Annotated in this window: 23 protein-coding genes; all 23 read right to left on the bottom strand. The window is 39.7% G+C overall.

The features are described from left to right. Positions 1 to 23 precede the first annotated feature (23 nt). The gene (locus EO114_RS05680) at positions 24 to 1010 is read right to left on the bottom strand and encodes a molybdopterin-binding protein (RefSeq protein ID WP_127062035.1); all 987 of its coding nucleotides are present in this window, start codon (positions 1008 to 1010) and stop codon (positions 24 to 26) included. Between the two features lies 1 nt (position 1011). After that, entirely contained in the window at positions 1012 to 1389 is a 378-nt protein-coding gene (locus tag EO114_RS05675) for a CrcB family protein (protein ID WP_062401384.1), read from the bottom strand. A gap of 361 nt (positions 1390 to 1750) precedes the next feature. Further along, entirely contained in the window at positions 1751 to 3166 is a 1416-nt protein-coding gene (locus tag EO114_RS05670; RefSeq protein ID WP_009353123.1) for an aspartate ammonia-lyase, read from the bottom strand. Positions 3167 to 3637: 471 nt separating this feature from the next. Next, positions 3638 to 3868 (bottom strand): 30S ribosomal protein S18, encoded by a 231-nt coding sequence (gene rpsR / locus EO114_RS05665; RefSeq protein ID WP_009353119.1) that lies wholly within the window; start codon positions 3866 to 3868, stop codon positions 3638 to 3640. A gap of 38 nt (positions 3869 to 3906) precedes the next feature. Next, a complete protein-coding gene (locus tag EO114_RS05660) occupies positions 3907 to 4317 on the bottom strand; it encodes a single-stranded DNA-binding protein (RefSeq protein ID WP_127062033.1) in 411 nt (136 codons plus the stop codon). Between the two features lie 21 nt (positions 4318 to 4338). Then, complete coding sequence (rpsF, locus tag EO114_RS05655; RefSeq protein WP_009353064.1) at positions 4339 to 4623, bottom strand: 30S ribosomal protein S6; 285 nt, start codon at positions 4621 to 4623, stop codon at positions 4339 to 4341. 178 nt (positions 4624 to 4801) lie between these two features. Further along, entirely contained in the window at positions 4802 to 6634 is a 1833-nt protein-coding gene (locus tag EO114_RS05650) for a carbon starvation protein A (protein WP_009353099.1), read from the bottom strand. Positions 6635 to 6900: 266 nt separating this feature from the next. After that, entirely contained in the window at positions 6901 to 7911 is a 1011-nt protein-coding gene (dusB, locus tag EO114_RS05645) for a tRNA dihydrouridine synthase DusB (protein WP_126940723.1), read from the bottom strand. Continuing rightward, complete coding sequence (locus tag EO114_RS05640; protein WP_009353081.1) at positions 7895 to 8662, bottom strand: type III pantothenate kinase; 768 nt, start codon at positions 8660 to 8662, stop codon at positions 7895 to 7897. Before EO114_RS05640 ends, dusB begins: the two co-directional genes overlap by 17 nt. A 1-nt stretch (position 8663) precedes the next feature. After that, complete coding sequence (locus EO114_RS05635) at positions 8664 to 9647, bottom strand: biotin--[acetyl-CoA-carboxylase] ligase (RefSeq protein WP_127062031.1); 984 nt, start codon at positions 9645 to 9647, stop codon at positions 8664 to 8666. Between the two features lie 213 nt (positions 9648 to 9860). Beyond that, positions 9861 to 11768 carry an ATP-dependent zinc metalloprotease FtsH gene (gene ftsH / locus EO114_RS05630; RefSeq protein WP_126940725.1) on the bottom strand — a complete coding sequence of 636 codons (1908 nt, stop codon included), beginning with the start codon at positions 11766 to 11768 and terminating at the stop codon, positions 9861 to 9863. Positions 11769 to 11843: 75 nt separating this feature from the next. After that, complete coding sequence (gene hpt / locus EO114_RS05625) at positions 11844 to 12380, bottom strand: hypoxanthine phosphoribosyltransferase (protein ID WP_009353069.1); 537 nt, start codon at positions 12378 to 12380, stop codon at positions 11844 to 11846. A gap of 22 nt (positions 12381 to 12402) precedes the next feature. Continuing rightward, positions 12403 to 13698, bottom strand: a complete 1296-nt coding sequence (tilS, locus tag EO114_RS05620) for a tRNA lysidine(34) synthetase TilS (protein ID WP_127062028.1) — start codon at positions 13696 to 13698, stop codon at positions 12403 to 12405. Continuing rightward, positions 13685 to 14593: a phosphatase gene (locus EO114_RS05615; protein WP_127062026.1), complete on the bottom strand. Its 909-nt coding sequence runs from the start codon at positions 14591 to 14593 to the stop codon at positions 13685 to 13687. The genes tilS and EO114_RS05615 overlap by 14 nt, the downstream gene beginning before the upstream one ends. A 98-nt stretch (positions 14594 to 14691) precedes the next feature. Continuing rightward, on the bottom strand, positions 14692 to 14991 hold the full coding sequence (locus tag EO114_RS05610) for a septum formation initiator family protein (RefSeq protein WP_126940729.1): 300 nt from the start codon (positions 14989 to 14991) through the stop codon (positions 14692 to 14694). Between the two features lie 163 nt (positions 14992 to 15154). Then, positions 15155 to 16561, bottom strand: coding sequence for a pyruvate carboxylase subunit B (locus EO114_RS05605; protein ID WP_009353080.1), 1407 nt, complete (start codon positions 16559 to 16561; stop codon positions 15155 to 15157). A 256-nt stretch (positions 16562 to 16817) separates the two neighbouring features. Beyond that, complete coding sequence (locus EO114_RS05600) at positions 16818 to 17138, bottom strand: hypothetical protein (protein WP_127062024.1); 321 nt, start codon at positions 17136 to 17138, stop codon at positions 16818 to 16820. Between the two features lie 119 nt (positions 17139 to 17257). Next, complete coding sequence (locus EO114_RS05595; protein ID WP_009353093.1) at positions 17258 to 18160, bottom strand: hypothetical protein; 903 nt, start codon at positions 18158 to 18160, stop codon at positions 17258 to 17260. An 8-nt stretch (positions 18161 to 18168) separates the two neighbouring features. Next, on the bottom strand, positions 18169 to 19113 hold the full coding sequence (locus EO114_RS05590) for a phosphodiester glycosidase family protein (RefSeq protein ID WP_062401368.1): 945 nt from the start codon (positions 19111 to 19113) through the stop codon (positions 18169 to 18171). Between the two features lie 101 nt (positions 19114 to 19214). Continuing rightward, positions 19215 to 19694 (bottom strand): 2-amino-4-hydroxy-6-hydroxymethyldihydropteridine diphosphokinase, encoded by a 480-nt coding sequence (gene folK / locus EO114_RS05585; protein WP_127062022.1) that lies wholly within the window; start codon positions 19692 to 19694, stop codon positions 19215 to 19217. Next, a complete protein-coding gene (gene folB, locus EO114_RS05580) occupies positions 19694 to 20056 on the bottom strand; it encodes a dihydroneopterin aldolase (protein ID WP_009353117.1) in 363 nt (120 codons plus the stop codon). The genes folK and folB overlap by 1 nt, the downstream gene beginning before the upstream one ends. Further along, positions 20056 to 20889 (bottom strand): dihydropteroate synthase, encoded by an 834-nt coding sequence (gene folP, locus EO114_RS05575; RefSeq protein ID WP_062401365.1) that lies wholly within the window; start codon positions 20887 to 20889, stop codon positions 20056 to 20058. The genes folB and folP overlap by 1 nt, the downstream gene beginning before the upstream one ends. Next, the gene (folE, locus tag EO114_RS05570; RefSeq protein WP_127062020.1) at positions 20882 to 21448 is read right to left on the bottom strand and encodes a GTP cyclohydrolase I; all 567 of its coding nucleotides are present in this window, start codon (positions 21446 to 21448) and stop codon (positions 20882 to 20884) included. The genes folP and folE overlap by 8 nt, the downstream gene beginning before the upstream one ends.

Raw genomic sequence — 21448 nt, 5'->3', positions numbered from 1 at the left:
CTACATTCTTCTCAAAATTTTACTTATTTTGATTGAAAGCCACCATGCCCCATACGAATGCAATCTTCTTTTGTGATTCGTACATTTGCTAATAAACGTGGCGTTATCACATCAAAAGCGCTCGGATTATTATACAACACACCACCTGGTACCCCCAGTACTGGCGTACCATCTTCCAAATACGCAATGCACACCATCGAGCCTGGCAACACTGGTAGCCCATAAGTAACTACTTCTTTCGCACGACGTGCAATGGCACCTGGAGTTAAATCATCAGGATCTACACTCATACCACCCGTGCAGAATATAATCTCTGCCCCTTGGGACTTTACTTTGTCTATGGCCTCCACAATTTGATCTGTATTATCTGGCACAATTTCATGAGCTACCAGTTCCACACCATAATCCGCTACACGGTCTTGGATAACCGCTGTGAAAGCATCTTGAATGCGCCCTGCAAAGACTTCACTACCTGTAGTAACAATACCCATTTTTTTACGCACAAATGGATAGACTTGTAAGATAGGCTCCTTACCTTCACGTAATCGTTTCGCTTCTTCTAACTGCCATGCTTCTAATAATAATGGAATACATCGCATGCCTGCTACCGGTTGCCCAGCTTTTACAGGTGTGCCGTGTAATCTTGTAACAATGGTCAACTCCCCAATACTATTGATTTCATGCAATCCTTCTACATCCACGGTCAATACACCATTATGATTTGCCAAGGCTTCAATCTTGCCTTGTTGTACTGGGGTAGGGCTGAGAGATGGATGTTCACAGAAACGATATAATTCTTCTGCTACTTGCTCCTCATGAACCAAATTATAGTCGGATTCTTCCATTACATAAATATGCTCTTTTCCTAGTTGCAATAATAATTCCACATCTTCCTCTCTGATGATGTGTCCTCGTTTAAATGGTGTGTCTTTCACCTCTCCAATGACGATGCGCACAATATCGTGGCATAGCGCTTGACCCACTGCATCTTTTACATGTATTTCTTTCATTTTAGTATCCCCACATTCGTTTACCAATGGTGAAAGCTAGCCCGCACAGGCCATACCCAACCAATACCTGTCCACCCATGTAGGATAGCATATACCACAAACCTTTCTCTTGCAGCATATATCCTTCAAAGATAAAGGTAGAAAAGGTTGTAAGTCCACCTAAAAACCCTGTAATACATAACAGTTTAACCCAAGGTGATACATTAGGTTGCCCTTCAATATATGCCATACCCAATCCAATAAACATGGAACCTATGATATTTACTAGCACCGTTCCCCAAGGATACAGTGCTCCTTTCGTGACCATATACTGTCCAATGCCATACCGCGTCATGGCACCAATAGCCCCACCAATAGCCACTGCTATATATACATTCATAATCAAACTCCTTTATTCCTTTATTATACACCACCCTAAGCGGATTATATACTAAACTGCGAATTTTTCTCTCTCGATTTATATATAAGTTGTTATAGTTACACCCTATATTAGAAGTACCCACTATTTTTTTCACTATATGTCGTACCAACATTGTACACACATTACATCTCTCATGTAGCATAAGCTAGTACATATACTAGATTCATACAAGCTCCATACCAATATAACTCCTACTACGTGTTACAGAGAGCTTATCTATAAGAGCTATACTAAAGAATGCCCACATAGACTACCTAGCTCAACTACTTCGGCACAACAAAAAAGAACTGCCTATTTCTAAGCAGTTCCTTTATATACATTAGTTTCCAGGATTTTTTACTAAATCTTGACCCGCAATACCAGGGCGCGTCATTTCTTTCGGAGAAAGAATATAATCCATTTCTTCTTTCGTTAACAATCCTTGTTCTAGAATGATTTCTTTTACGCTACGATCAGTTTCCAACGCTTCTTTTGCCAAAGCAGAGGCATTTTCATAACCAATATGCGGCAACAAAGCTGTTACGATACCCACAGAACGTTCTAACCAATATTCACATTGTTCTTTATCTACTTCAAGGTCAACTAACAATTTATCTACAAATGTGTTTACCGCATTTTTTAAGTAGCACATAGAGTTGAACAAGTTATAAGCAATCACTGGTTCCATAACATTTAATTCGAATTGTCCATTTTCTACGCCAAGAGAAATTGTCAAATCATTACCGATAACTTGGTAACAAGTTTGGTTCAATACTTCCGCAATTACTGGATTTACTTTGCCTGGCATGATGGAAGAGCCCGGTTGACGTGGAGGTAATTTTAACTCACCAATACCACAACGAGGGCCAGATGCCATTAAACGGAAGTCATTAGCCATTTTAATTAATACTAAGGCTGTTACTTTCAATCCAGAAGAAATATCCGCAAATACATCTGTATTGTTTGTAGCATCAATTAAGTTGTCCGCCGTAATGAACGGTTCTCCTACCACACGGGATAATTCATCTACAACAGCTTTGATATACGTAGGCTCTGCATTCAAGCCTGTACCCACAGCAGTAGCTCCCATATTCACAGTATGTGCTTCTAACATAGCAGATTTGATACGACGAATACCACGGCGCACGCCAGATGCATACGCACCCATTTCTTGACCTAATGTAATTGGCACCGCATCTTGCAAGTGAGTACGACCCATTTTTAGAATTTCTTTGTACTCTTCTGCTTTTTTATCTAATTCATCCGCTAAGCGACGAAGTGCCATTAATAAAGGTTTACTTTTCATAATCGCACATACTTTGATAGCTGTTGGGAATGTATCATTTGTAGATTGTGCCATATTCACATGGTTATTCGGAGATACAATGTCATATTGACCTTTTTCATACCCTAAAATTTCCAAAGCACGGTTCGCTAATACTTCGTTCATGTTCATATTAAAAGAAGTACCTGCTCCTCCTTGGATAGGATCTACAGGAAATTGATCATTGAAATTACCACGTACCACTTCATCTGCAGCACGACTAATCGCTTGACCTATTTTTTCATCTAAACGACCAGTACTCATATTCGCTAAAGCACAAGCTTTTTTTACCATAGCCATAGCTTTTACGAAATCTAAGTCAATTTGTTTACCTGTAATAAAAAAGTTTTCAATACCACGTAATGTTTGTACTCCATAGTACAACTCATCGGCTAATTCTAATTCACCTAGAAAATCATGTTCTTTTCTCATAGTATACCTCATTTCATATAATATCATATGTATCTACTGTATAAGCTTTGTGTATATGATATACCTGTATTATATCATGTATCTTGTATACAAAATAGGTGCATGCTTTCTAGTTCCGAATAATACCTCCTTGTACATCTAGACAAATAACTAAAACTCATAGCAATCATTAATTTTGCTCATTTTTATATATTTCTATAGACTATATAGGAGAATATATATGATATAAAATTTATGTTGTAAATACATCCAGCCCTATATTACAAGGACCCTCTGCTATATAGGAAACATATAAAAGGTAACTCCAACTACACTCCAGAAGAATAAACGTGGTTCCAACCGCACGCAAAAAAGCATAAAAAGTGGTGCCAACCGGGAGCCAACGAACTCAAACTATACCCTTTTAAAGCCCTTTTAGAAAACAAGAAACCCAGTAACTAAGTTAGCTACTGGGCTTATATTTGTATTGAATTATTCTGCTGTGAATGGCAACAACGCGATAGCACGAGCACGTTTAATTGCAAGTGTCAATTTACGTTGATGTTTAGCACAAACACCAGAAATACGACGTGGAAGAATTTTGCCACGTTCAGTCGTGAAACGACGAAGTTTAGCAATATCTTTGTAGTCGATTTGATCAGCATGGTCAACACAGAAGTTACATACTTTTCTTCTTGGTTTTCTGCCTCTATCTCTTCTCATTGAGAAACCTCCTTTGATATAGTTGTGGAGTTCTTAGCTTAGAACGGAATTTCTTCACCTGCGCCTGTACCGGAACCTGCACCAAAATCATCAAAATTGGATGCACCACCGTCAAAGGCATCAAATGATTGCGTATCTAAGGCTTGTCCCACGAAATTAGCAACTACTTCTGTTACATATCGTTTTGTACCATCTTGTGCTTCGTAAGAACGAGTCGCAATACGACCTTCTACAAAACAACGGCTGCCTTTACGCAAGTTTCCCGCAGCTTCTCCTAATTTTCCCCAAGCTACACAATTTACAAACGCTGTTTGTTCCTTAGTCTCGCCATTTTGATCCACATATGTATTGGATGCAGCTACTGTGAAAGTAGCAACAGCACGACCAGTTTTTGTGTAACGCACCTCAGGGTCACGAGCTAAATTCCCTAAAAGTTGTACAGAATTCATATCCTCAACCTCCTTAGGCTATTATTCTTCGTGTTTTACAATCAGGTGTCTAAGAACGTTATCGTCGATTTTAAGTACGCGGTCGATTTCTTTGATTTCGCCAGGAGCTGCTTCAAAGTTAATCAATACGTATACGCCATCAGTATGTTTATTTACTGCATACGCTAAACGGCGTTTACCCCAAACGTCAACTTTCTCAACTGTACCGCCAACACGAGCAATTAAAGCCTCAATTTTATCAAAAGTAGCTTTGTTTGTCTCTTCATCAGCTGGTTTCACAATCACCATGACTTCGTATTTGTTCATACAAAATCACCTCCTCTTTCGGACTAACGCCCCTATCTTACATAGGGGTAGGAAGATGCTTACCATCAATAAGCCTTATTATTGTACAACATTCTAGTCTGAATTGCAAGAAAAATATGAAAATAGACATAGTCCCCAAGGAACCATGTCTATTTCATTAACACACTAATTATGTATATTATGCTTCTGCTTGTTTTGCTAGTTTAGCGTAACTTTCAGCTTCTACTTCTTCTTGTGTTCTAAAATCTTGTGGTAATGTAGATAATCGAATCCAACTACGAATTGCCTCTACTAATACAACAAGAATCATAATAAACATAGCTACAGAGAAGGCCACTAAAATCCATTTACCAGCTGGAATATAGTTGAAGAATACGTTTTCAATATCAGCAGCGACTGCTACAATCGCCATAAGAATAGTTGGAACACCTGTTACCCAAGCATACCGTTTTTTCCCTAAACGCATGATGATTGTTGTACTTACTGCCAATGTCATTGTACCTAATAATTGGTTAGATACACCGAATAATGGCCAAATTGTACCAATGTTACCTTGTAATACTAGGTATCCCCACATGATACAAATCAATGCAGCACAACCATATACACCAGGAGCCCAATGTTGGTCATTGAATTTAGGCCAGTATAAGCCAAGTAATTCTTGTAATAAGTAACGACCTACACGAGTACCTGCATCAATCAATGTCATGATGAACAAGGCTTCAAACATAATACAGAAGTGATACCAATAGCCCAATAAATGATCCATATTAGGTAGGCGAGAGAAGATATGTGCCATACCTACTGCTAAGGATACAGCGCCACCAGGACGATGCATCAAGTCTTCCCCTACTAGAGCTGATAACGCTGGTAATTCATGCACTTGAAGTCCCAAGGCTCTAAAAGATTCTGCCGTAGAGTTGATTGCAAAATAATCATCTGGATGCAGTGCAGTAGCTGCAATCATTGCCATCATAGAAATGAAAGATTCTGTTAACATACCACCATAACCGATAGGTAATACTTCTCTTTCATTTGTTAACATTTTAGGTGTTGTACCTGTTGCGATAACCGTATGGAACCCAGATAAAGCACCACAAGCAATGGTAATGAAAATATATGGGAATACAGAACCTTTCAATACAGGACCGCCACCCCAAATATATTCTGTCACTGCTGGCATTTGGATTTCAGGCATAACGATTAGAATACCAAGTGCTAAGGCTCCTATAGTACCAATTTTTAAATAGGTAGATAGGTAATCACGAGGAGCTAATAACAACCAAACTGGTAATGCTGCTGCGAAGAAGCCATAGACAGCTAACATAATTTCAATTGTTTTCAAATCATAAATAAACCAAGATGCATATTCGCTAGCCGCTACATTGGGACCATAGATAATAGCTGCAAAAATAAGACCAACCCCAATGATTGTTGCTTCTTGAATTTTTCCCGGACGCAACCATTGTAGATAAATACCAATAAAAATTGCAATAGGAATTGTTGCAAACACTGAGAAAAATGCCCAAGCAGAGCCGTGAAGCGCATTGGCTACTACTACTGCCATACCTGCTAATGTAATAACAAGCAAGAATAACGTCGCTAGCATAGCACCTAAACCTGCAATTTTGCTAATCTCTTCACGTGTAATATCCGCAATGGATTTACCATCATAACGAATAGATGCAAATAGAATAACCATATCATGGACTGCACCAGCAAATACGGAGCCGATAAGAATCCACAGAGTACCTGGCAAGTACCCAAATTGTGCTGCAATTACCGGTCCTACTAAAGGACCTGCCCCAGCAATTGCTGCAAAATGATGACCAAATGTGACCCATTTATTCGTAGGCACATAATCGTGTCCATCATTGTGAACCATAGCCGGCGTCATTCGATACTTGTCTAAAGTTAATACCTTCGCCGCTATGAATGCCCCATAAAAACGATATCCTAACATTAAGATACACGCTGAGGCAATAACTAAATAAATACCATTCATGACCATACATACACCCCCTAAATGTTGGATGAGTCACGCTATATATACCCATTCATTGCATGACATCACCCTATGATCTATGCAAAAAAGTAAATTGGTATTTCTGATTTAATTATAGTTACAAATATCATCCATGTCAATTTACTATTTCTCATAATGGTACTGATTTAGTCTTAAAGAAATCCCGTATTTACAATACATTCTAGGCTTATGAAGTTTCTTTATTCTCAATATAATAAGATTTCATGCCCTTTCAGAATGCACAAAACACCTTACATTGTATGCCCAGAACAGCTTTCCAAGTATGTTTTATAGTCATTTACAACGTTGATAAATGATTCCCGACCCATAGCTACATTCAAAGCATTTCTCCATCTTGCTGCCTCTGGCAATCCTTTGATATAAAAGCTAGCATGTGTTCGAATCTCACGAGTCGCCAAATCTACACCTTTGTAGTGGCACAACAAATCATAATGACGAATGAGCATAGCAATACGCTCCGAGCCTGTTGGATTCTGATTATACTGCCCTGTTTCTAAATAGTCTTTAATTTGACGGAACAACCACGGATTCCCCTGCGCCGCTCGCCCTACCAAGATCGCATCACAGCCGGTGTATTCCAACATCGCTTTCGCACTTTCTGGAGAGTTCACATCACCATTACCTATCACTGGAATCTGCAAAGCAGACTTCACCTCTTTAATGTAATCCCAATTGGCCTTACCACTATACATCTGTTCACGAGTACGACCGTGAACAGCTACCGCAGCGACTCCTACGGATTCCATACGTTGTGCCATATCCACTACATTGATAGATGTATCATCCCATCCAAGGCGCAATTTAACAGTCACTGGAATATGTACTGCTTTCACAGCTGCCTCCGCCACCTTCATGGCTAACTTTGGAGTCTTCATTAACGCAGAGCCATCTCCAGAAGATACTACCTTTTTCACAGGGCAGCCCATATTAATATCTACTATAGGCGCTCCCGCTGCCTCTACTACTTTTGCTCCAATGGCTATGGCTTCTGGATCTGACCCAAAAATTTGCATAGAAACAGGCTGTTCTACCGCTTCCATATAGAGCAATTCTTTTGTATGTTCATTATTGTATTTAATCCCCATGGCACTCACCATTTCCGTACACACGAAAGAGGCTCCCATTTCTTTTGCTAATAAGCGATAGGACACATCGCTAAATCCCGCCATGGGCGCTAACCCAATACGGCCAGGAATTATGACATGTCCTATGTGCCAGGATGTATTATTGATTTCTTTCATAAATAAGTCGTAATCCTTCTAATGTCATCATTGGATCAATGTGATCAATCACATCAGTTTCAGCACTAATGAGAGGCGCTAAGCCTCCAGTAGCCACCACTTTTGTATCCTCTGGCATTTCTCGTTTCATACGAGCCACAATGCCTTCCACTTGTCCAACATATCCAAATAATACGCCTGCCTGCATAGCACCAACTGTGTTGCGACCAATGACAGGACCAGGATTTTTAATTTCAATTCTTGGTAACTTAGCAGTGCGACCAAACAGGGCTTCTGCAGAGATGCCAATACCAGGAGATATAGCCCCACCTAAGTATATACCACCGTCTAATACAGCAGAATACGTCGTCGCTGTGCCAAAGTCAATGATAATTAAGTTTCCACCATACTTTTCATAAGCAGCCACCGCATCTACAATTAAATCGGCTCCTAGTTCACGAGGGTTTTCGTATTTAATAGAAATACCTGTTTTAATACCAGGGCCTACGAATAATGGTTTTTTGTGAAAATAGCGCAAACACACACGCTCTAACGTAGGGTTCAACGGAGGTACTACAGAAGAAATAATGACAGCTTCCACATCCTCTTTATTCACCTTTGGATCATGAAGAAATAAATTGCTCAACAACATGCCATATTCATCAGTAGTTCTCCCACGATCTGTAGAAATGCGCCAATGAGCCATAATTTCTTTTCCCTCATATACGCCTAATACGATATTCGTATTCCCTACGTCTACAACTAATAACATCTTAATATCCTCCTCCAGTGGAGCGTATAGACACATCTCCTGCTATGATACGTTCCTCTCGTCCATCCTCTAATTGAACGATCAAATTTCCATCTCTATCTAAATCTTTAGCATACCCTATATAATCTTTATCTGGCGCTTTTACCAGTACTTCTTTATATAAAGTTACACTATACTCTTTCCATTCTTCCAAGGTAGAGTCAAAGCCTTCTCGACACACCTTTTCATACTGATCCTCTAAGGCTTTTAAAATTACAGCGAAGGCTTCTTTGCGATCTATCTCTATCCCAGCTATAGCAAAAGACATGACTTTATCCTTCAAATCCTCGCTAACTTCTTCTATCGTCGTATGCGTATTGATGCCAATCCCTAAGACAATATAGTTAATCTCTTCCATAGTGCCATTCATTTCTGTTAGAATACCCACCATTTTACGAGACCCTACCAATATATCATTCGGCCATTTGATGCCCGCCTCTGAAAGCCCCAAGGTACGGAATGCTTTCACTAAGGCAACTCCTGCCATTAAGGTACATTTTGACGCTTCCATAGGTAAGAACTTGGGTCTTAGAATTAAGCTAAACCAAAGCCCTTTTCCATAGGGAGAATACCAACCTCTAGATAAGCGACCACGACCGGAAGATTGTTCTTCTGCACATACCACTGTACCTTCTGGAACTCCATCCATAGCCAAGGCCTTTGCGATACTATTTGTGGAATCTAACCGTTCTTCATATACATAATAACGGCCAAAGGATTTTGTTTGTAATACCCCTTCCATCTCTTCAGGACTAATCAGGTTCGGCTCTTCTAGCAACCGATACCCTTTTTTTGTAAAAGATTCTATCACATAGCCTCGTTTACGTAGTACTTCTATATGCTTCCAAATCGCTGTACGTGACACCTGGCAAGCCTCTGACATCGCTTGCCCAGATACAAATTGATTTCTGTTTTCTTTTAAAAAGTCTAGTATTTCATCTCTCACGGCTTGTCGCCTCCTTACCTTTATCGAGGTTTACAATACGATTGTACAGAGGTCCTACATAAAAAGCAAGTCTTTTCTAAGTAATTCACCCTCCATAGCTATGCCAATTTGGTACACATACAAAAGGACTCTCATAATACACCTTGATTAAATCTAATATGCACAAAAGGTACCTTCCCCTAGGGGAAGATACCTTCCTATTAGCATCTTAGATTATTCTTTTGATACATCAATTTTATCTGGCATCACGATACCTGCCACTTCTAGAGGAGTTTTCTTACTATTCTCTTCCTCTTCTGCTTTTGCTTGTACTTCTTCTGGACTTAGTAAAGTACCATAGCGATACAAGTTTTCCACTTGCTTAGCATCAATTGTTTCTTCTTCTAATAAAGCTTTCGCCATATTATGTAAGAAATCAATATTTTCTGTTAACAAGTTCATTACATCACCGTATGCTTCTGCTACAATGCGATGCATTTCATTGTCAATTTTTTCAGCTACTGCTTCGCCATAATTGCGTTCAGAGCCTAAACTTTTACCTAAGAAGACTTGTTCTTGATGTTCACCAAATACCAATGGTCCTAGCTCATCACTCATACCCAAACGAGTAATCATTTCGCGAGCAATGTTCGTCACCATTTGTAAGTCTCCAGAAGCACCACTACTGATTTCTTTCAGTACAATCGCCTCTGCACAACGTCCACCCAAAGCCACGCGAATCTGTGCTAGCAATTGGGAACGTGTCATATAGTTTTTCTCTTCTTGTGGGAGCATCATTGTGTAACCACCTGCGCTACCACGAGGAATAATTGTTACTTTATGAACAGGATCTGCATTGGGCCATAAATGAGCCACAATGGCATGACCAGATTCATGGTATGCTGTCAATTCACGTTCTTTTTCACTCACCACATGACTTCTGCGCTCAGGACCATAGCTTACTTTTTCACTAGCTTCTTCTAAGTCATGCATGGAAATGGATTTGCGATCTTGACGAGCTGCTAACAACGCTGCTTCATTTAATAAATTGCTCAAATCAGCACCAGTAAAACCAGGTACTTTTTTCGCAATCGTTTTTAAATCCACATCTGGATCCAACGGTTTATTACGAGCATGAACTTGTAAAATCGCTTCACGACCACGAAGATCTGGACGACCTACTGTCACTTGACGGTCAAAACGACCTGGACGCAATAAAGCTGGATCTAAAATATCTGGGCGGTTTGTAGCAGCAATCGTAATAATACCTTCATTGGCACCGAAACCATCCATTTCTACCAATAATTGGTTCAAGGTTTGCTCGCGTTCATCATGACCGCCACCAAGACCGGCACCACGTTGACGACCTACCGCATCAATTTCATCGATGAAAATAATGCATGGTGCATTTTTCTTAGCTTGACTGAACAAATCACGCACACGAGAAGCACCCACACCAACGAACATTTCTACAAAGTCAGAGCCACTAATGGTAAAGAATGGAACTCCTGCTTCCCCTGCTACAGCACGTGCTAACAAGGTTTTACCTGTCCCTGGAGGGCCAAACAATAAGACCCCTTTTGGAATTTTAGCCCCGATAGCATTGAATTTACCAGGATTACGTAAGAATTCAACGACTTCTTCCAATTCTTGCTTAGCTTCATCTGCACCAGCCACATCTTTGAAGGTTACATTGACTTTACCTTCTCCCTGCATTTTAGCACGAGATTTGCCAAAGTTCATGACGCGACCAGATCCACCTTGTGTAGACTGCATCATAAAGAACCAGAATCCAATAATTAATACAATTGGTAACGCAGATGTTAATAAGCTAACCCACCAAGCTGGTTGCTCAGGTGGTTGCGCCGTTACATCAACACCACCTTCAGACAGTTTTGCAAAAATACCTGCATCACTTGGTGCATAGGTAGCAAATTCTGTACCAGATTTTAATTTACCTGTAATAGAATGATCCCCTGTAATTGTGACACTCTCTACATTTTTTCGTTGCACCTCTTGTAGGAACGATGTATATGTAATTTCTGATTTATTTTTTGTACCTTCAGAAAAAGAGTTAATCGCTGCCACTGCTGCGACAATTATCAACAAATAGAGGAGTACGTTTTTTAAGCCTCGCTTCAAATTTTTCTCCTTTCTCATCTATAATCTAAATTGATACTTATTTATCATATCAAATTTTGTCGAATATATCAACGATTATTGATAGACTTCTTCTTTTAAAATGCCAATATACGGCAATTGACGATATTTTTCATCGTAATCTAAACCATATCCAATGACAAACTCATCTGGAATGACAAAGCCTTCATAGTCTACATAAACATCTACTTTACGACGATCTGGTTTATTCAACAAGGAACAAAGACGAACACTAGCCGCTTTGCGAGATTGCAAGTTTTCTAGTAAATAGGACAAGGTTGTACCAGTATCTACTATATCTTCTACTACAATCACATGTTTTCCTTCTACAGGACGATCTAAATCCTTTAAAATACGAACTACCCCACTACTTACAGTACTACTACCGTAACTAGAGCAGGAAATAAAATCCATTTTTACATCGCCTTCAATATGACGTGCTAAATCTGTAAAGAATACAATGGCCCCTTTTAATACACCTACAAGGACAATTTCTTTACCTTTATAATCTTCTGTAATTTGACGACCTAATTCCGCCACTCGTTTTTGAATTTGTTCTTCCGAAAGCAATAATTCTTTCACTTCTGGTATCATAGTAACTCCTTATTAGTTAGCTCTATTTCTTTTCTATGTCACTACATAGAACAACCTTAATTGTATCATATGACGTCAAAACTTGCACCTGACGGAAACGAAATTCTTTTCCCTTTGGACCCTTGACTAAAGAACATAAACCATCTATAACTGCCTGATTCAATTGTTCTGGTTTCACATAAAGGCTTAGTACTCGTTTCCATAGTCGGCTCACTAAGGCATCATGCTTACCCATCAGTCCTCGTTTATCCAACACTATGCCAGTTTCATCATGACTGACATAGTCCGATTCTAGCCGTGTCACCTCTTGCTCAAAATAGGAGGCATCACATTGCGCCAATGCACCTAATCGATACAAGGCATTCACTGTTTGTGGATACCTTTCCGTACAGGTAGGTATCAGGACTTGTCGAATCCAATTCCTATCATAGGTCGTGTCTTGATTAGACACATCTTCTCCATAAAAACACTGCAACCACTTAGCATAATCTTGTAATACCTGTTTAGGTAAAGATATACAAGGTCTCCACAGATTTTCTGTGATAATTTTCATTCCTTGTAAACCCTCTAGTCCAGTTCCACGTAACAAGTGAGCTAAGATTGTTTCCCCTTGGTCATCTAAATGATGAGCCGTCACAATATATTCATATCCCTTATCTTCTGCAATATCTTGCAGATGAGTATACCTCAATTGACGCCCCATCATCTCAAAGGATATACCTTCCTCTTTGGCCTTATCACCAACATGTTCATGCACTGTATAGCAGGGCATACCAAATTGTATGGCATACCATTCTACTAGCTCCACTTCTTCTAAAGCCTCTACTCTAAGTCCATGGTCCATAGTAAATACGCCTACATTCGTGAATCCCTCTATATAAAAATAATGTAATAAGGCTATAGAATCTACCCCACCGGAACAGGCTAACAATAAAGGGGTATCTTTTGTTATTGAGTCCCCCATCGCTGCTGTCACTGCCTGCCGAAACCGCAATACAGTAGCCCACATATCTCCATATAAGGCTTTCTCTCGACTACGATTCATAGGGATAGTAGATTGATACATACGGTGTCGATACATATGATACTGATCAATACAATTCTCTCCATAGTATCTATTCAACACGGTGCGACTGTTATCTACTTGCTCTGCCAATTCTTCCATCGTCAGCAAGGGCACAACCATCTCCACATATTTGCGTGTTTCATTGGCCTTTTCCACTTCTATACTGGTGTGCAAATCTCCTTGACTTTCATAGGCATCTAACAAACTAGTCACCAAAGGCGCCCAAGAATAATAGGATTTATTTTGCACCATATTGCGCTTGCCACCCTTCTAATCCATCAGCTTCACTGACCACAATCGATCCAATTTGATATGTATCCATAAGAGATGTAATAATCTCGGCCCCTGGCACAATAATATCTACACGCCCTGGTTGCAAACCTTTCACTTCCAACCGTTCCTCACGACTCATATACCGAAGCTGTAATATCATAGCTTCAATAGTACCGCGGTCCATACGATGCCCCTGTATTCGTCTAGGATCGTAACGTTCCATTTGCAAATCTATCGCCGCCAAGGATGTTGCGGTGCCACCAATACCAATAAACTCGCCAAACATTCCTTCAATGGGTAGTTCATCCCACATGCGCACAGTTTCTTCCCATACACGTTGGGGTCCCTCCCTAGATATATCTTGCATACGCACAGCACCAGCGGGATAGGATTTTGTAAAGTACACATGGTTCGCATCACCCAAGGCAATTTCCGTACTTCCTCCCCCTACATCAATAGTAGCATAGTGAAAGTCTGGATGTTCATAAACCGTGGCCCCTATAAATCCATAGGTAGCCTCCTCTTCACCACTTAGTACACGGTACTCCATAGGACACACTTGCTTGGCTTTCTCTAAGAAGTCCTTACCATTTTCTGATTCTCGAATGGCACTCGTAGCAAGACCAATGCGGATAGTAGCCCCATAGTCAGTGAGTACCGCGTCTATTTCTTTGAGAGCCTGAACACCACGCTCCATAGCTTCCTCTGTTAATAGTCCATTACTATGACGTTTACCTAATTGTGTAGTCCATAATTGCTTCGGTTCATTCTGCCACTGCGAACCATCATAGGTTCCCAACAATACCCGAAACGAGTTAGAACCTAAGTCCACAATTCCAATCCGGCTGCCTTGTTCTACTATACATTGTTCCATTTCTATCGCTCAACTTTCTATCCTTAGTTATTTATAATCATATCTATAGTCTATCCATGGTGCACACAAAAAAAGTGATACTCTTGTATCACTTTCCCTTATCGAACATAGGGAACTTCCCCAGGCTTCACTAAGCCTAGTTCTTCCCGTGCTACACCTTCGATATGTTTATCATCTTCTAATAACTTCTTTTGTTCTGATAAATCTTCATTTTCTTTCTTTAATTCTTGCAACTGCTGTTCAAGTTGATGTTTTTCTTGATGTAAACTATAGATTGTATATACTTGCTGCACTACTACTATGGCAAACAAGATAAACAAGGCTAAGCGAACTTTGTCTAATTTTCTATTTACTTTTCTCTTTGCCGATCCTTTCGGTTTTCCATTTACATTTGCCATACCTATCACTCCTGTATTGTATCTATAATTGTATTATAGCATATGTAGGCATTTCCGTGTACACTTCCTATAAAAGAGTGCGACTACTACGATGCCTCCATGATATACAATAAAAAGCGACCCCACTAGGAGGTCGCTTTTTATATGTGAATGTAAGGATTAACTATTCACCTTTGTAGTTCAATACTTTTTGAGTTACAGGTGTTGCATGTTTTTCGAAGTATTGAAGAGCTACTTCTGGGAACATAGCGTATGTTAATACGTCTTCTTCTGTTACACCAGTAAAGCCTTTAGCTTCAAGATCCGCACGCATTTTTTCCATTTCTGGAGCTACATCATCAGCTGGACGATGAGTGATAGGAGTTTCGTCGCCAATGATTAATTCTTTAATTTCTGGTTTTACAGCTGCTGGAAGTTGACCGTATTTACCACGAACTAGGTCTTTTACTTCAGCTGGTGTAGTGTTGTAACGAGGCAATCCTTGGGATTGGAACAACACGTTCATCATAGCCATTGTACCAACGATTTGAGATGTTGGAGTTACCAATGGAGGGAAACCAAGATCTTCACGAACGCGAGGCATTTCATCCATTACGTCGAAGAATTTGTCAGCCATACCCATTTCTTTTAATTGGTTTTGAGTGTTGGATAACATACCACCAGGGATTTGGTAATGACGAACTTCTGGTAATACTTCATGAGCTGGAGTTAAACCGAATTCATCAGCGATTTCTTTACGAACGCCACGGAAGTATGTAGCTAATTCACGCATTTTAGCAAGATCTAAACCAGTATCGTATGGAGTGTTTTTGAAGATTTCAACGATAGATTCAGTAGCAGGTTGGCTAGTTGCATGGCCGAATGGGCTCAATGCAGTGTCGATGATATCAACGCCAGCTTCTACTGCTTTTAAGTATGTAGCAGATGCTAAACCGCAAGTGAAATGGCTGTGTAAGTCGATATCGAATTTTTCACCAAATTCTTTGCGTAAGTCTTTTACTAAGGATTCTGCATCGTATGGAGCTAATAAGCCGGACATATCTTTGATGCAAAGGGAATCAATACCCATTTCTTTCAATTCTTTAGCTACTTTTACGAAGCTTTCGTTAGTGTGTACAGGGCTGATTGTGTAAACCATAGTACCTTGTACATGAACGCCTGCTTTGTTACCAGCTTCGATAGCAGCACGCATGTTGCGAGGGTCGTTCAATGCGTCGAAAATACGGATGCGGTCCATACCATTTTCTTTTGCTTTGCGAACGAATGCTTCTACTACATCATCAGCATAATGTTTGTAACCCAATAAGTTTTGGCCACGAAGTAACATTTGCAATGGTGTGTTTTTTAAGTTTGCTTTTAATGTACGAAGACGTTCCCATGGGTTTTCATCCAAGAAACGGATACAGCTATCGAATGTTGCACCACCCCAGCATTCCAAAGCATCATAACCAATTTCATCCAATTGTTGTAATGCTGGAAGCATATGGCTCATACGCATACGTGTAGCCAAGATAGATTGATGACCATCACGAAGAACTGTTTCTACTAATCTTACTCTTTTTGCACTCATAATCCTTCTCCTTCACATTGACCCTTTTTTATCAAGACTCTACCACCTGATAGAAAGGGAATTATTAAATACATGAGTAACAGTTATCTCATGTATAATGTACATAACTATATTAGACTACTAAACGCCATCTTTGTCAACCTAAATACATGCTTTTTAATCATATGAATTTTATCGATGTAGTTACATGTATATCCACTATTTTAGAGGAATTTCACCACTTTTGTTTCGATATTCATTGTCAACTGATGTATATCTATTTCACTTTTTTAGGCGCTGTTTCTAACACAATATGTTGACCATTTCGTTTTACCTGAATAGAAAAGTCTTTTACATCCTCTTTAAAATAATCCATTTTTATCGCTAGCAACAACTTGCCAATTTCTGTTTTTATCCGCTCTGTTAAAAACTCTTGATAAAAATCATCTTCCGTTTTATGTGACTTTACTTTGGCCTCTAGTTTATTACCTGTACTGGCATTATCTTTCAATATAGCAGTCTCAAAGGTTTCTGTTTCCACAAACCCTTTCATCATGTCCGCATCACTTAATCCTTTTTGGATTTTAAATTTCGCCATTTTTTAGTTCCTTCTTTCCATATGTCCCACAATTTTGTTTCTATTATGACTAATTGTTATAGCTTTTTATGAAAGACAGTGAATTTTATTACTGAAAGTTACATGTATCGTATAATTCTTTATTGCTTTTTCTCAGAAGAACCGCTATCTTTAGCAGTCTCTTTATCCTTTAAGATAGAATCTACAGTAATTTCTGATAATTCTGTTGGGTTATCATAGGTATAAACTTTATTAAAACCTACCCCTAGTTTACCTTCATAGGCCTCTAAGGCACGATTTTTATCATCAACTTTAACAATGTAAATCAATTGTCCTTGGGTAACACCGATTAAACGGAATTTTCCTGGAGGGTTGATGGCACGCCATCCACCTTCTGTACCATTGAACATAAATACATCTCCAGTACGTACATTATCATAGAAGAATCGATCTTCATTGTAGAACATGCCGATACGCCCAATATCAGAAGCTTGCATATAGACACGACGCGTATCATAGTTTGCATCTGTGCGATATACACGATATGCACCATCTCCGACACGGACCTTCATGTAGACTACATTCGTTGCCGCAGAGTACGCCACATCTGTAATACGCGATCCATTAGGAACAGAATTAATAGTTGTATCAATTTCATGTTCTGGTGCTTCTGGGTCAATACGAGCTAACATCACATCATTATGACGGCCGCCGAACAAACCAACAATGGCTAAATTACGATCTGACATCCATTCAAAATAAGATACTTCCCGTTCTTTTAAATCCAAAGTAACAGGAGCTTCTTTACCAGCCGTGTATATATCCACACGATTTTGTTCCACTACAGCCATATATTTATGGTCATGAGAGTAATAGCGAGTTCCCTCTTTCACATCTGGAAAGTTTTTATCTACTTCCTCGCCATTGATCACCTGAAAATTTGTAGTAGGCGCTAAGTATACTTGGTCTAAATACAGGTAGACACCACCTTGCAAAACTAAGCCTAGCAAAAAGGCTGTTGTTACTTTTCCAAAGGTATTCATAGACTCTCCTATTTCACGATAAATACAGTAGGAATCATGCGTTCACCTAACAAATCTGCAGGCTTGTTCACAGTTTTACCATTATAGAACAACGTGGTGCTAGAACCACCATCCAAATTAGCTGCAATCACAGCCCCTTCTTGGTATAAAATATCTTGCACATCACGCAAAGTAGCTCCAGCAGAGTAGGCTTGACGTCCATCAATGACTAAGAATAGGACCGTCCCATCTTTCTTTTGAGCAATGGCTGTTCTAGGTCCAATGCCCCAGCCACCATCACCATCGGTAATCATCTTCTTACCATTTACGATAAGCGGTGGACCGAAAGTCAAACCTTCTTTGGCTCCCATCTCTTTCAATTCACGCTTGTTGTACGTACCAGCAATTAAGTTACCAGATTTCGTAAAGCCAATGAAATCTACATCTTCATCAGGTCCTACATCTTTACCTAACACATACTCTCCATCATGCAGAATAAATCCATACGGAGAACGCCCTGTTCCTGTCCCATTAGGGTCATGGAATCCACCCCCATTAATAGCCGCTACTGCCCCATTTAAACGAGCAATATTACTAGTCGTCTCGCCTTTTTCATTAAGATGAGGTGCTGTAGCTACCTGAACTCTTCGTGGATCTGGAATTTCTAGTAAATATCCCGTATACCGATTAGACTCAATTTTACGCAAATTCAATGTAGTATCTTCTTTTACATCAAACTTAAATAATTCTTGGTTTTCACCAGTCCCAACTGTACCCACAATTTTTTGTATTTCTTCAGGCGTATAGAGCCACGTAATATAATGTGGATGTCGAGACCGTAAAATAGCACCTACTACAGTGCGCTTAATGTTATCAAAAGGGCCAAACAACACCACGATAGGTGATGTAATAGCTGTAAATATAAACATTAGAAGGATAAATTTTACCCATCCTTTTCTAAAAAAAGAACCCATATAATATGCTCCTTTATCTATTCCTATCCTATACTGCAGATATACTGTTGTCATAATACCAACAGGCCTAAGTAAATACGATAGGCTATGTGTAATGTCTGTTAAGACTCCAATACTCGTAACTCTTCTATTCGATCAGAAATAGATACTCCTTCATAGGAAAAGTGAGGATACACCTCTCGCAACGGTTCCAACACAAATTGGCGTTCCCAAAAATAGGGATGAGGTACCACTAAATTAGGTTCTTCTACACACACAACTTGACCTAATTCAGTTTCTATCCACACAATATCTAAATCTAATGTTCTAGGTCCCCAATGGATCTCTCTCTGTCTACCCGCTAAACGCTCAATATGCCATATAGTTTCTAGCATGGTCAGAGGTTCTAAGGTGGACTTTACTTTCAGAATCCCATTTAAAAATGGTCCTTGCTCCACTGGCCCCCATGGTGGCGTTTCTATCCAGCTCGAATGCTCTACACCAGTTACACCTTGTATACCTACTAGTTGATTCACCGCAAATGTTAAATATCCTTCTCGGTCACCTAGATTAGAACCGATACCAATATAATAGGTATACATTATAATTGACCTCGTGTAATCACTACTTCTACATAATCTAGTACACCGGGGATCGGCGCTTCTGGCTTGCGCACTGTCACTGAAAGCCCTACAATCCCTTGATAGGTATTCCATAAATCATCTGCAATGAGTGTACCCACCCGTTCAATCAGTCGTTGTGACGGTCCTTCTACAATAGCTTTTGTCCGTTCGTATACATCTGCATAATTAATAGAATCTTCAATACTGTCAGATTGTCCAGGTTTCGTCAAATCTACACCAATAGAAATATCCACAAAGAATCGTTGACCTAATTCATTTTCGCTTGGTAGATTACCATGATACCCATAGAATGCCATGTTTCTCAAATTAATTCTGTCCATTACTCACCTCGTAATAGTACATCTGCTACGGTAATTGCTCTCTTATGCATTTCCACATTATGAACTCGCACCATATCTACACCTTGAATCATCCCTGTAATACAAGTAGCTACCGTTCCTTCATCTCGTTGATCCACGGGAATATCATTTAGTATGGTTCCGATGAAACGCTTACGGCTAGGCGCTAATAAGACAGGATATTCATACACTGTAATTTCTCCTAACCGTTGGATCACTTCCACATTTTGAGCATAATCTTTGCCAAAACCAATGCCTGGATCAAGCCAAATATTTTGTGGTTTTACTCCTTCTTTCAAAGCTAGATCCACCGAGGAGAAGAAAAATGCCTTCATATCATCGATAATGTCATCGTAATCAGTACTATTTTGGTTATGCATAATAATGACTGGCACATCATATTTTGCCGCTACCGCTGCCATGTCCTTATCATATTTTAAGCCCCATATATCATTCAATATATGAGCCCCCTGCGATAAGGCAAAATCAGCTGTTTCTGCTCGGTATGTATCCACAGATACAGGTACAGTAGAGCATTCTAGAACTGGCAACAGTACTTCTTTCATACGCTCTAATTCTTCTGCTACAGAGATTTGTGTATGCCCAGGACGCGTAGATTCTACGCCTACATCAAGAATATCTGCCCCTTGTTCTATCATTAGTTTTGCATGGGCTACGGCTGTGTCAGAAGTATTGTAACGACCTCCATCAGAAAAAGAGTCTGGAGTTCCATTCAAAATTCCCATAATTAATGTACGGTCTTTTAGCTCTAATTGTTTACCATCTTGCCAGTTGTACTTGCGGTACTTAAACATGATCGTTACCTCCTAATAACACCAATGCTTCCTCGCGTAATGTCCCCATGGGTTCTAATATACCTGTAGCCACTATTGTTTTTGCTACAGTTTCCTGTGCCACTTCACCTTTCATAAGCATGCATAAATGGGTGGCTTCTACCATTACCATGGCACCCAATACATCGCCATCTTCCACTAAAGATGTGGCAATGTCATGGGTCAATCGTTCTTGTAATTGTGGGCGCTTGGCATAGACATCCACTAATGCTTTCAATCGGCCCAAGCCAAATACTTTACCATCTCGTGGTTGATACACAATATGTACTTTGCCATAGAAAGGCATTAAATGATGTTCGCAAATCGAATAAAAGGGGATGTGATTCACTGATACAAGGCCTGTATGCTCCGTAGGATATACATCACCTAACGCCTCTTTTCCAGTGCTATGACACCCAGAAAACAAGCCTTCAAACAGCGTAGCTACACGTTTGGGCGTATCTGTCATGCCCTTTGTCTCTAAATTGATATCAAGACCTTCTAATAATTGGCGTACACCCATTATAGCTTGTTCTTTCAT

The organism is Veillonella sp. 3627, from assembly GCF_003992195.1.
Lineage (GTDB): Bacteria > Bacillota > Negativicutes > Veillonellales > Veillonellaceae > F0422.
The sequence above is the reverse complement of the archived record's forward strand: the minus strand, read 5'-3'. Positions and strand labels throughout refer to the sequence as shown.

Bases quoted from the DNA above. Each gene is read 5' to 3' on its own strand.
- EO114_RS05595 (WP_009353093.1), bottom strand. From the start codon at position 18,160: ATGAATACCTTTGGAAAAGTAACAACAGCCTTTTTGCTAGGCTTAGTT.
- rpsR (WP_009353119.1), bottom strand. From the start codon at position 3,868: ATGAGAAGAGATAGAGGCAGAAAACCAAGAAGAAAAGTATGTAACTTC.
- rpsF (WP_009353064.1), bottom strand. From the start codon at position 4,623: ATGAACAAATACGAAGTCATGGTGATTGTGAAACCAGCTGATGAAGAG.
- EO114_RS05615 (WP_127062026.1), bottom strand. From the start codon at position 14,593: ATGGAACAATGTATAGTAGAACAAGGCAGCCGGATTGGAATTGTGGAC.
- EO114_RS05650 (WP_009353099.1), bottom strand. From the start codon at position 6,634: ATGGTCATGAATGGTATTTATTTAGTTATTGCCTCAGCGTGTATCTTA.
- dusB (WP_126940723.1), bottom strand. From the start codon at position 7,911: ATGAAAGAAATCAATAATACATCCTGGCACATAGGACATGTCATAATT.
- folP (WP_062401365.1), bottom strand. From the start codon at position 20,889: ATGTTTAAGTACCGCAAGTACAACTGGCAAGATGGTAAACAATTAGAG.
- folK (WP_127062022.1), bottom strand. From the start codon at position 19,694: ATGTATACCTATTATATTGGTATCGGTTCTAATCTAGGTGACCGAGAA.
- EO114_RS05590 (WP_062401368.1), bottom strand. From the start codon at position 19,113: ATGGGTTCTTTTTTTAGAAAAGGATGGGTAAAATTTATCCTTCTAATG.
- EO114_RS05600 (WP_127062024.1), bottom strand. From the start codon at position 17,138: ATGGCGAAATTTAAAATCCAAAAAGGATTAAGTGATGCGGACATGATG.
- EO114_RS05610 (WP_126940729.1), bottom strand. From the start codon at position 14,991: ATGGCAAATGTAAATGGAAAACCGAAAGGATCGGCAAAGAGAAAAGTA.
- folE (WP_127062020.1), bottom strand. From the start codon at position 21,448: ATGAAAGAACAAGCTATAATGGGTGTACGCCAATTATTAGAAGGTCTT.
- folB (WP_009353117.1), bottom strand. From the start codon at position 20,056: ATGGACAGAATTAATTTGAGAAACATGGCATTCTATGGGTATCATGGT.
- EO114_RS05670 (WP_009353123.1), bottom strand. From the start codon at position 3,166: ATGAGAAAAGAACATGATTTTCTAGGTGAATTAGAATTAGCCGATGAG.
- hpt (WP_009353069.1), bottom strand. From the start codon at position 12,380: ATGATACCAGAAGTGAAAGAATTATTGCTTTCGGAAGAACAAATTCAA.
- EO114_RS05680 (WP_127062035.1), bottom strand. From the start codon at position 1,010: ATGAAAGAAATACATGTAAAAGATGCAGTGGGTCAAGCGCTATGCCAC.
- EO114_RS05675 (WP_062401384.1), bottom strand. From the start codon at position 1,389: ATGAATGTATATATAGCAGTGGCTATTGGTGGGGCTATTGGTGCCATG.
- EO114_RS05660 (WP_127062033.1), bottom strand. From the start codon at position 4,317: ATGAATTCTGTACAACTTTTAGGGAATTTAGCTCGTGACCCTGAGGTG.
- tilS (WP_127062028.1), bottom strand. From the start codon at position 13,698: ATGGTGCAAAATAAATCCTATTATTCTTGGGCGCCTTTGGTGACTAGT.
- EO114_RS05640 (WP_009353081.1), bottom strand. From the start codon at position 8,662: ATGTTATTAGTTGTAGACGTAGGGAATACGAATATCGTATTAGGCGTA.
- EO114_RS05605 (WP_009353080.1), bottom strand. From the start codon at position 16,561: ATGAGTGCAAAAAGAGTAAGATTAGTAGAAACAGTTCTTCGTGATGGT.